The organism is Kriegella aquimaris, assembly GCF_900103215.1.
GTDB classification, from domain to species: Bacteria; Bacteroidota; Bacteroidia; order Flavobacteriales; family Flavobacteriaceae; genus Kriegella; species Kriegella aquimaris.
The window spans coordinates 98,837-110,734 of record NZ_FNGV01000004.1; the positions used below are offsets into that span (position 1 = coordinate 98,837).

Here is an 11,898-nt window from a genome sequence, read left to right on the forward strand (position 1 = left end):
CAAACCGGGGTGTTTAATGGCAATTTACATCTAACCGAATATTAATCAAATAAATAACTACAGATGAAAACAAAAAGTAAAAATTCGAGGAGATCTTTCATGGGAGCAATTTTAATGGGTGCCACTGCAAGCACGTTATCGCTTTTAACCGACCCCATCTATGCCAATGTACCATCATTTAATGAGGAAAAAATGGACGAAGCGGAAGATTGGTTTAAAAACATCAAAGGGAAGCATCGCATTGTTTATGATGGCTCTACGCCACATAATGGTTTTCCTATTATTTGGAACTGGGCCTTTTATTTAAGTAATAACGAAACCGGTTCCGAAGATAAAGATATAACCGCAATGACTGTTTTGCGTCACAATGCTATTCCCTTTGCATTAAAATCAGAAATGTGGAAAAAATATAAGCTGGGTGAGGTTTTTGGGGTGAACGATAACACCACCAAGGCACCATCCCTACGAAACCCATACTATGAGCCTAAAGAAGGAGATTTTCCCTTGCCCGTAATTCAAGGCATCAAAGAGATGCAACAGCGCGGGGCCTTGTTCTGCGTCTGCAATCTGGCCCTATCGGTACAAAGTGGTTCGGTAGCCCAGAAAATGGGCTTAGACCCCAAAGTCGTCTATCAAGAATGGGTCGATGCCATTCATCCGGGAATACAATTAGTACCCTCCGGCGTTTGGGCATTGGGCAGAGCTCAGGAAAATGGTTGCGGGTATATTTTTGCGAGCAATTAAATAGCAACAGGCCTGTGTGTTATGCGGGCCTTAAAAATTTAAAACATGAAAAAGTATATCATACTACTATGTATAGTAATGGCCGGCACATCATTGTTATTGGCCCAAGAAAAACCGATCAAAGTCGTATTCGATGTTACCAGTGACGATACTGCCGTACATGGGTCGACCATGCGACATGTACAATATATGTCAGAGGAATATCCCACTTCAAAATTTCAAGTCGTCATGTACAGCGGTGCTTACGACATGGTCAACAAGAAAAAATCGACAGTGGCTGCTGCCATGGAAGCATTGGCCAAAAGAAAAAACGTAGCGTTCGTTGTTTGCAAGGCCACCATAGAGCGGCACAACATTGCAGATTCCGACCTTATTCCCGGGGTAACCACGGTTCCCAACGGAATCTATGAAATTTTTACGAAACAAAAAGAAGGTTGGGGGTATATAAAAGAAGGGAAATAAAGAACCAATTTTGGACATAAAGTGGAAACCATACAAATTTTTGGATATTTCGGTGCCTTGGCCATAGGTCTCATTTTGGGTCTTATGGGAAGTGGGGGTTCCTTGATGGCCGTTCCTGTTTTGACCTATTTGTTTCATATTAGTCCGGTTACTACCACGGCATATTCTCTGTTCGTGGTGGGAACTTCGGCATCGGTCGGTGCCTTTCGAAATTATAATAAGGGTTTGGTAGATTTTAAGGTTGCCCTGATATTTTCCATTCCCGCCTTTATTACGGTTTATACCACACGAAAGCTTGTAATGCCCGCCATACCAAAGGAATTATTACTGATGGAAGGGTTCGTCGTGACAAAGGATGTAGGGATTATGGTCTTTTTTGCATTGTTAATGGCGGCCGCCTCGATTAGCATGATACTCGAAAAAGGGTTGTCGACTGATGATAGTGGTCCCATACGATACAACTATCCCCTCATCCTATTCGAGGGCGTGATTATTGGAATGCTAACGGGTATCGTCGGCATTGGCGGCGGGTTTCTAATTATTCCTGCCTTGGTACTGTGTGTAAAACTGCCCATGAAGAAAGCGGTAGCCACCTCCCTATTCATTATCGCCCTGAAATCACTAATCGGATTTACGGGCGATTTAGACAACTTGGAAGTCAATTGGACTTTCCTGATTAGCTTTACATTGATTTCCATTCTAGGAATTTTTATGGGGATGTACCTATCGTCTTTTGTAAAGGGCGATAAGCTTAAAAAGACCTTTGGTTGGTTCGTTCTTTTCGTAGCAATTGGAATTTTTTATAAGGAACTTTTTACCTAGTACGGATTTTGTACCCAAACGATATGATTTAAAATGAAGTGATTCCACCCTATTTCACCAGTATCGGAAGGGCTTTTAAAATTTGACAGGTACTCGGTATAAATTTCACACCCTTAGCATAGCCGAAGGTTAAAGGAGTATCTAGAGAGGCTTTCACATTCGTGTTTAGCCTATCGATATAATAACGGATAATCAAAAAATGAAACAAATGTTTCATTTTTTGATGCAAAACTTACACTTTTAGCACCATTTGTATTGTAAATTTATAACAAATAGATACTTCAGATAAGTATGCTATTTAAAACTTCCCCCATTTCGACCGGCGTAATACTCCTGCCATTAGAGTTGCTATTATAAAATTTAGTTGTGTGATTTTATTCAACAGCATTATATAAATAATTCGATAATTTCTAAAAATGTCAAGCCATGATAGAGACACAAACAGACCAGAAAAGCGAACTACTAAAAAATTTGGAAGGAATCTTCGTAAAATGTGGTGAACGGGCAGCACATTACGATGCCAACAATCTTTTTTTTCAAGAAGATTTTGATGAACTTAAAGAAGCTGGGTATTTGCTTATGGCCGTCCCTGAAGAATTTGGCGGTTATGGCATGTTGCTAGACGAAGTAGAACAACTTACCAGAAAATTAGCCTACCATGCGGCACCGACGGCGCTGGCCCTTAATATGCATGTCTATTGGACGGGGCTGGTCGCTGATTTATGGCGAGGTGGCGATACTTCCATCCAATGGCTTCTCGAAGAAGCGGGAAAAGGCAAAGTTTTTGCTGCCGGCCATGGGGAATCGGGTAATGATTCTCCCGCAACCTATTCTACCTGTAAAGCAGAAAAGGTAGATGGCGGCTATAAATTTACGGGGCATAAAATGTTTGGTAGTTTGACCCCCGTTTGGGATTATTTAGGTTTTCACGGTCAAGACAATAGCGACCCCGACAATCCTATGGTCATACATGCCTTTATGCCGCGGGATACCGAAAATTACGAAATAAAAAATTCGTGGGACGACGCGCTTGGTATGCGTGCCACCCGCTCTGACGATACCATCTTAAATGGCGTCTTTGTACCCGATGAACTAATTGTCAGAAGGCTTCCCACTGGTTTTAAGGGTATGGACGGCTTTGTACTCGGGGTTTTTTGTTGGGCTTTAATGGGGTTTGCAAATGTCTATTATGGTTTAGCACAATGTGTTTTGGACAAGGTTTTGGAAAAATTGCCAAAAAAGAAATCAATTTCTTTTGACCGGCCATCCATGGCATACAATGGGGTCATACAGCACGATGTAGGTGAAATGGTCATGGAAATCGAAGGAATCGGACCCCATTTGGATACCATTGCCCGTGAATGGAGCGAGGGTAAAGATTATGGTCCTGCTTGGGGCATAAAAATTGTTGCGGCTAAATGCCGTTCGGTCGAAGGCTCGTGGCGGGTTGTGGACAAGGCTATGGATATCATGGGTGGTTACGGGTTGCTACGCAAGGCAGGTTTTGAACGTTTGTTCCGTGATGCGCGATTGGGCAAGATACATCCGGCGAACGGTTATATATCACGCGAATTTTTGGCAAAAGCCATGTTAGGGATCGATCCTGACCTTCAGCCGAGATAACCTTAAAAGCAATTTATTTTAAAAATAATTGGACCGCAAGTGCAGATGCGTTATTAGCGGAGATTTCAAGTTGCGATTATTTTGGAAATAATAACTGAATCCTAAACGGAAATCAAATTCAATAGCTGAAAATCCAATATTATGAAAATCAACAAAAATGATATTCCAATCACCATGGAAACCCCAGGTACTATAATGCGCGCATTACCAAATTATGGCGGTATGACCGTATGTTTCAATGAATTGCCAAAAGGAACGGATTTCACCCCCTTATTGCAGGGATTAAGCAATGACAGCTGCCATTGCCCCATTGGGGTTATATTACCGAAGGAAAGATATTGGTTAAATACGACGATGGCCAAGAAGAGACCGTAGGTGCGGGGAAGTTTTCTATTGGCCCGCCGGACATACCGCTATCGTGCAAGAAGATGTGAAGCTAATCGACTTTAGTCCATCAAAAGAATTCGACGAGGTGATTGCCCATGTCGGTAAAAAAATGGCTGAATTAGGAGGGTAATTGTGAAGGTGCCATTTTTCGAAAATCTTGTCCCTATCTAATCAGATTAAATGACCTGCGACTACTTTTTCCTGTTATATACGGGACTTTTGTTGAAGAAGGACCTAGTGCCTTCCCTATACTTTTAATTACAAGTTTGATTTTAGCACGACAGAATATTCGTAATTCATAAAAACCGGAACTAACCCCCTCGGTTTTTTATTATGTGGTTCTTGCAAGGCTGATTTGAGCAATTGTTCCGAACTTTACTTATCTTAAAGGCCCTGTAGAAACAATTTAGTATTAAGATGGGAAAGGGAGATAGTTTACCGATAGTTGCCAAAAGTAAATCTTCTCAAATAGCACTCGTAGATAAACTCTCGAAAGAAATCGAGGCCAACCTGAACAATGACCAATTCGGGGTAGATAGTCTTGCCCGATCAATAGGTATGAGCCGATCGAGCCTACATCGAAAACTGCATAAAACACTAGGTATTTCAACGAGCCAATTTATCAGGGAATATCGATTAAAAAGAGCCTTGGAAATTCTAATTCAGGAAGAAGCTACGGCTTCCGAAGTAGCCTATCGGGTAGGTTTCAGTAGTGCCACCTACTTCAGCACATCATTTCATAAGTTTTATGGGTACACTCCTGGGGAGGTAAAGTCTAAAAGTGCTGATGAAATAATGAATAGAAAGGAACCTCCTTCTAGAGAAACAAGGCAAGGAATACTTTCTCATGACGACATCTCAAAAAAACAAAAAGTAAATTTTAAAAAGATAGTACGCTGGTCCGTTTTATTAATAGCAGTGGCATCAACTGCCACATTTATTTACCATACTACTTCGGAGGAAAATATCAATACAATAGAGGCAGGCAACATCATAGATGTGAAATCGATTGCCGTACTGCCCTTTAAGAATTGGACTGGAGACCCAAATCTGGAATATATAAGCGATGGAATGACAGATGCCGTTATCTCGAGACTCACCAAAATCAAATCAATTGATAAAGTTATCCCATTTACATCTACCATTAAATTCAAAGAAACGAATAGGTCTACCAAGGAAATTGCCGATGAGTTAGGTGTTGACAATCTTTTGCAGGGCAATCTTCAAATATCCGGTAATCAAGTTAAAATCAACCTACAATTGATTAATGGAAACTCAAATGAACATATTTGGTCGGAAGAATACACCAGGGATTGGAAAACTGACGAGATTTTTAAAATGCAGACCGAAGTGGTAGAAGGTATTGCCACCAACATGAATGCTGTTATTGCTGACAACGAACTTGAAATTATTCAAAAAATCCCCACAAAAAGCAAACAGGCCTATTCTTATTATCTTCAAGCTGATTTTCAAAGAAACAAGGGAAATGAACTTTCCTATTCCAACGCCATTGCCCTATATAAAAAAGCGATAGCACTAGATTCAAATTTTGTACAGCCCTATTTAGATATAGCAAACATTTATAACTTAGGAGGTGGCGTATGGGGTTTATACGATGAGCGTACAGCTTGGAAAAATGCCAAGGTACTATTAGAAAAAGTATTAAAAATTGAACCTGAAAATCGGCAAGCAGAAGAAGAGTTTCATACTGGGAGTTTTTTTTACGATTGGAATTTTGAACTTGTCGAAAAATATTATCAAAATATTTTAACGAATTCTTTCTACGACAAATCACCGGTAATTTCGCTTGATTATGCTATAAAAACGGGAAGGCCCAAAGAAACCTTGAAAGCAGTTGAAAATCTTATTTTGATTGATCCATCAAGTGTGTTTTTTCCCTTTTTTAAGGCAGAGGCCTTGCTTTTTTCAGGCTCCAAAAGCGAGGCCATTAAAGCATTGAACAACTCAGATGCCTTGTATAGCGACAACTGGTTTTATTTAAGAGAGTCTGCAAAACTATATTTCTATCTTGATGAATTTGATAAATCTAAAATCCAGCTTGAGAAAATATTAGCTCAATTTTCCGATTATCCTCCCATCCTGATGTGGCTGAAAGCCGTTTATGAACAAATGGATGGAGGCTCTAAAACCACGAATAAATACTTAGGTCAATTGTTTGAAGAGTATAACAAAGGTTCGTCAGGTAGCCCAGCCTGGTTTCTTGCACTATTTTATTGCACGCAAAAGAACTATGAAAAGACTTTTGAGTGGCTACAAAAGTCATATAAGAGGCATGAGGTAGAAATGACTTGGCTAAGAGAAGAACCACTTCTAGCTCCGCTAAGAAATGATCCACGATACAAAGAATTGTACGAGAAAGTCGGATTTTCTCGAATCGGATTACCAATAAAGACTTCTTCAAAAATCTACGCGTCAAAGTAAGATTTTCAACATCATTTAAAGGTGTTGCACCATAATTTAAACTCTCGTATAAAAATTTAACACCTTCGCAACATACCTGTTATGCAGCGCTTTAAGCTTCTTTTAATCTTTGGCATCAGAGATTTAGAAGCTAAAGATCGAAAATTCCTGGTTGCCTTTTTGAGGATAGCGATTGAACAGAAATCTCAAAATATCCTAAAACACAAACAATTAGTAACTATTTAAATATAAGATTATGAAAACAAAGATGATTTTAGCATTGATTATGATTTTTGGAATTTTAAGTTTAGGATGCGAACAAAAAGTAGAGGTGGATGAAATTGATTTAGTAAATGATGAGTTTCCGGAAGCGAAACAAGAGGTGATGGAAACCTTTGGTGCAATTGCACAAAGTATTAAAGATGGAGATTTAGATAAACTAATTTCCTTTCACGCCTATGGACCGAAGTTTACCGAATTTAAAAATGGAGAACCTAGAAATGGCGGTGAAGCCAACGAAACCCATGAACGAAGTGTTTTTGGTTCAGTTACCGAAGTAGTTAAGTTCGATGCAAAAGATTTACAAATTGCGGTATACGGTAATGTAGCTAATTTAACCTTTCATTCTGATTTTCATTTGAAGTTTGGGGAAGATATAGCTGTTGTAAATGACCAAATTACTTTGTTATTCGTGAAGACAGCTAATGGATGGAAAATGGTTCACGAGCATCACTCGCCTTTGGCAGAAGAAGAAATTTAGAAGTGAAGAATGGTGTTGGCTAAATTCAAATACGTGTTTCTCACCTACTCGGAAAAACACCTGGACTTTCATCGTACTGCTCACCAAATCAAGAAGTAGGTCTTGCTAAAACGGTCATAAATATTTGCTATAACGTAGGTAGTTCCGTCGATTTCACCGAAACAGTGGTAGAATGAAAACTCCATTTAGTTTGATGCTGAGAGCAGGGATATAATTTTAGTGTCTGTTTTAAGTGAATGGTACATACAGCAATACCAACTAAACAAATTATCGAAGATAACCTTGGGTAAAGTCTATTTTTAGTATCCGACAGTTTACCCGATTGATACAAAGGTAGGTTCCCCCTCATAAAAAGTATAAAAAATTTAATTTAGGTAAGATGCACCAGACAAACCATCATCTTCCCTTTATCTTCCTGTTGCTATCAACCGTACTATTTACATATGGCCAGGAAAGTATAACTGGAAAAGTACAAAGCGAGACAGGTAATCCGCAAGCCTATGCAAACGTCTTATTGCTCAAAGCGGGCGATTCTACTTTTGTCAAGGGAACTATAACTGAAAACAACGGTTCATTTTTACTGAACAATATCGAAGAAGGAAAGTACATGGTATCGGTAAGCATGATAGGCTTTAAACCCTTTGTGACGGACACCTTCGATTTTGACGGGAGTACTAAGAAAAACCTGAATTCGATTATACTTTCTGAAGGAGTTGAGCTAGATGAAGTTACAGTATCGTCAAAGAAGAATCTATACGTGCAAAAAATTGACCGTATGGTTATCAATGTGGCCAGTAGTATTCTATCGGCCGGTTCATCGGCACTGGAAATTCTCGAACGCTCGCCCGGTGTTCTTGTCGATAGACAGAACAGTGCCATTTCATTGGTGGGCAAAAGCGGGGTTGTGGTAATGCTCAATGGCAAACAAAGCTATATGCCGGCATCGAGTTTGGTTCAACTTTTGCAAAGTATGAATGCAAGCAATATCGAAACCATCGAATTGATCACTACCCCACCGGCCAATTTCGATGCCGAAGGTAATGCTGGTTTCATTAACATTGTTCTTAAAGAACAGACCGATGTTGGCCTCAATGGTTCGTATGCCCTATCCTTTGGTGTCGGTAATGGCACGCTCACTTCTGACAACATCAACTTTAATTATAGAAAAAGGCGGGTCAATGTTTTTGGTAGCTATTCTTTTCTAAGGGATGCACAAGGTCAATTATTTAAATTCGACCGAAACTTTATAAATAGTGATGAAATTCCTGTAGCCATCGCTACGACAACAGTTCGGGATCCCATTCAACGAAATCATAGCATTCGCACAGGCTTAGATTATCAGATATGCGATAAAGCGGTTGTGGGGCTATTGCTTTGGGCTAACGACAACAAATGGACCATGGACGCCATCAACAAAAGTAACGAGACCGAAAACGACATTCCAACCTCTTTTGTAGAATTATTGAATACCGAGCGGAACCAATTACAACATTTTGGCTCGAATATTAATTTGAAACATAATTTTAAAGACGACCGCTACCTCAGTTTTGATTTTGATTATCTCAAATATCGCATTGAAAACCCAACACTGTATACCAATAGCTTTTTTGATGGGAACAATAATTTCTTGAGGGAAGAACTAACCCAGAGTGACAAAACTACACCTATAAATATTAAGGTGGGCAAGTTGGATTACAGCGATCAAGTAAACGATAAAATCAAATTAGGACTAGGAATAAAAGGGGCGTTTAGCAATTTCGACAATGATGTACTGGTCGGAACTTTTCAAGGGCAGAATTTAGTCGAAGATCCAAGTCTTACCGATGTAAGTAATTTAGAAGAAAAAATACTTGCCGCATACAGTAGTATCGATTACGAAATAAGTAAAAAAACAAGTTTACAAGTTGGCCTTCGTTATGAGCATACAGCATCTGAACTCAATTCTGATAAACAGGGTATAGTGGTCGATAGAACATTCGGAGAACTTTTTCCCACCGCCTACATCTCGCATACGATAAACGATACTTTAGGTTTAAATTTTTCCTATTCGAGACGTATAACCAGACCGACGTTCAATGATATGGCCCCATTTGTTATTTTCATTGACCCAACCACTTTTTTTGCAGGAAATCCGGCTGTTCAGCCTGCTATTTCCAATTCGGTAAAATTTGATATCAATTACAAGTCCGCCCTATTATCAGCACAATACTCGGTCGAGGATGGAACAATATCAAGATTCCAATCACGATTCGACGAGGAAAGTGAGCGTTTGATTTTCGGGGCAACCAATTTAGATCAAACCAAAACTTTTACACTTACATTGGGGCTTCCTATTACCGTTACCAATTGGTGGAAAATTCAGAACAACCTTATTTACTTGAATACGAAAATTGATAATACGGTAAATGGTTCGATATTTAATTTTGAACAGAATACATTTAATATAAACCATACCCAGTCGTTCACGATGGCAAAAAATCTTACTTCCGAAATAAACATCAACTATAATAGTCCATCGATTATTAGTTATACGGGCACTGGTGTTTTAGAGGAATTTTATGGACTCAATATTGGCATCCAAAAAAAGTTTGGTGAAAGAGGAGGTACATTGGCATTCAAAGTAAACGATTTGCTGGATTCGATGAAATGGACGGTAACGAACAATAGCCCCGAACAAAATTTGAATACGGTAAATACTTTTGATTTTTTCAATCGTACCTTTTTAGTTACCTATTCCAGAAATTTTGGAAATAGTAAACTAAAGTCTTCGCGGGCAAGAGGCACCGGGGCTGAAGAAGAAAAGCAGCGGGTACAGTAATATTTTTGGTTTTAGGGGCATGTTGATCTTGGTTTTGAAAAGATTAATATTGTTGCGCATTCCTAAGGAACCTTTACGGCCCTGACCATGGGCTTAAACCATCCAAAAATCGTTGAATCCCTCGTGCTTGGTTGATCTACGTCAGCCTCGCTAGCCAAAAATACTGAAAAGACTAGAACAAGTTGGGATGCATTTTACAGAACAATCTCAGACCAGCCAGACAAGATTTTCCAACAAACAAGGATGAAGAGGCTTTGGAACATTTTTTCAAAGGTATGTTCGGTGCTAATTTTCAGTTGGGACTAATGTCTCAAAATGTAAAACAAGATAGGATGGATAATCTGGTGGAAATTTAGGGGAATTGCCAAGAAGGAGGATTTTCCGTCATTGGATCCAATTGCAATACAATCTTTGAACATTCCCGTTCTGGTTTTGGTTGGAGAACTTTTCCCCACACACCTTATTGAGATTTCAAGAGAACTCGAGCGTTTGTTACCTAACAGCCAAATGGTGACATTGGAAAATTCCTCTCATGGCTTGTATTTTGAGCAACCTGAAGCAGCTGATAAGGCAATGATGGAATTTTTGGAGCGGAATTGAAAAGTTAAACGAGTTCGAGATACATTATTTAAGATTATGGAAAAAGTAATTCAAAGCTAGTTCTATTAATATTAATTAAAGTCTAAAATTTATGAAATGGATTCGCCTATTACCGCCGTTGATATTCCTCAGCTGCAATCAAAATGAGGCAGAATTTTCTTCAGATAAAATTGAGCGTATAAAAAAGACATTATTCTTGTTTCGGAAAAATACGCACAAGATTTAGTAAATAAGGATTTCGAGGAAGTAATGAAATTTTATGGTGATGATGACGGTTTTATTATTTTTGGTGACGGCTATTACTGAGTTCGATATGAGGTAGTTGAAGGAATTTGGAGAGACTTTCTTGGTGACGAAAAGAAAATGTTAAAATGGGATTTGAAAAATCATAAAATCTATGTTTTTTCAGAAGATGCCCCCTCTTATTTAGTTGAATTCAATAATGAAAGAGTAGAGAAACTGGAACCACTAAAAAACAGGTTGTTTCACTTATGGAATGAAAAAATTGAGGACCATTGGAAGGCTGTAACTGTTTATATTACCCATAATTGTAAACCGGGGAAATAGTTTTGAAAAAATGCATGTTGGGTATGGTGCTGAAAAAAATGGAAATAATTGATAGAAATATTATTCTATGGAAAAATAAGAAATACGCCTCTAGTTCATTGTAAATAATGCTGCTGCACTTAAAGTGCCAGCTCTCTCACAAATAAAAACTCATGAAAAAAATCATTTACTATGTCGCCACCTCCATTGACGGTTTTATCGCTGGTCCTGACGATGATATCAGCGGTTTTATTGCTGCGGGTGATGGTGTAAACAAATATCTGGAAGATTTGAAAGACTTTACAACCGTAATTATGGGCCGTAAGACCTATGAGTTCGGGTACAAATATGGTTTGAAGCCCGGTCAACCAGCCTATCCGCATATGCAGCATTACATCTTTTCTGAAACGTTGAAATTTGAAAATCAAAGCGACCAACTCACACTTTGCGATTTAGACCTTGACATCATTAAAGAATTAAAAGAAGCCTCGGAAACCGATATCTACCTCTGCGGCGGCGGCCAATTTGCAGGGTGGTTGTTGAAAAATGAGCTTATCGATGTGCTAAAAATAAAAATGAATCCCCTAGTTTTAGGTGATGGTATTCCCTTGTTCGGCACTTACAAAAAAACCTTAAAGCTCAAATTGACCGAAAGTAAAGCCTATAATGATGGGCTAACAATCAATAATTATGACATTCTATATTAAGGGAAAGG

The 11,898-nt window shown here is 38.9% G+C and carries 10 protein-coding genes; all 10 read left to right on the forward strand.

The genetic code is table 11. The features are described 5' to 3' along the window. Nucleotides 1-63 precede the first annotated feature (63 nt). The 10 genes from BLS33_RS10555 (at nucleotide 64) to BLS33_RS10605 (ending at nucleotide 11,890) form a co-directional block, all read left to right on the forward strand. Entirely contained in the window at nucleotides 64-744 is a 681-nt protein-coding gene (locus tag BLS33_RS10555) for a Tat (twin-arginine translocation) pathway signal sequence containing protein (RefSeq protein WP_089888399.1), read from the forward strand. A gap of 45 nt (nucleotides 745-789) precedes the next feature. Beyond that, nucleotides 790-1,206 (forward strand): DsrE family protein, encoded by a 417-nt coding sequence (locus tag BLS33_RS10560; RefSeq protein WP_089888401.1) that lies wholly within the window; start codon nucleotides 790-792, stop codon nucleotides 1,204-1,206. Nucleotides 1,207-1,227: 21 nt separating this feature from the next. Further along, nucleotides 1,228-2,028, forward strand: coding sequence for a sulfite exporter TauE/SafE family protein (locus tag BLS33_RS10565; protein WP_089888403.1), 801 nt, complete (start codon nucleotides 1,228-1,230; stop codon nucleotides 2,026-2,028). A gap of 426 nt (nucleotides 2,029-2,454) precedes the next feature. Next, nucleotides 2,455-3,651, forward strand: a complete 1,197-nt coding sequence (locus tag BLS33_RS10570; RefSeq protein ID WP_245731386.1) for an acyl-CoA dehydrogenase family protein — start codon at nucleotides 2,455-2,457, stop codon at nucleotides 3,649-3,651. A gap of 141 nt (nucleotides 3,652-3,792) precedes the next feature. After that, complete coding sequence (locus tag BLS33_RS25050) at nucleotides 3,793-4,026, forward strand: hypothetical protein (protein WP_218129550.1); 234 nt, start codon at nucleotides 3,793-3,795, stop codon at nucleotides 4,024-4,026. 429 nt (nucleotides 4,027-4,455) lie between these two features. Further along, complete coding sequence (locus BLS33_RS10580; RefSeq protein WP_089888406.1) at nucleotides 4,456-6,480, forward strand: helix-turn-helix domain-containing protein; 2,025 nt, start codon at nucleotides 4,456-4,458, stop codon at nucleotides 6,478-6,480. Nucleotides 6,481-6,715: 235 nt separating this feature from the next. Continuing rightward, complete coding sequence (locus tag BLS33_RS10585) at nucleotides 6,716-7,219, forward strand: YybH family protein (RefSeq protein ID WP_089888409.1); 504 nt, start codon at nucleotides 6,716-6,718, stop codon at nucleotides 7,217-7,219. 379 nt (nucleotides 7,220-7,598) lie between these two features. Beyond that, entirely contained in the window at nucleotides 7,599-10,037 is a 2,439-nt protein-coding gene (locus tag BLS33_RS10590; protein ID WP_089888412.1) for a TonB-dependent receptor, read from the forward strand. A gap of 387 nt (nucleotides 10,038-10,424) precedes the next feature. Further along, nucleotides 10,425-10,637, forward strand: coding sequence for an alpha/beta fold hydrolase (locus BLS33_RS10595; protein WP_176801371.1), 213 nt, complete (start codon nucleotides 10,425-10,427; stop codon nucleotides 10,635-10,637). Between the two features lie 719 nt (nucleotides 10,638-11,356). Then, complete coding sequence (locus BLS33_RS10605) at nucleotides 11,357-11,890, forward strand: dihydrofolate reductase family protein (protein ID WP_089888419.1); 534 nt, start codon at nucleotides 11,357-11,359, stop codon at nucleotides 11,888-11,890. Nucleotides 11,891-11,898: the final 8 nt, after the last annotated feature.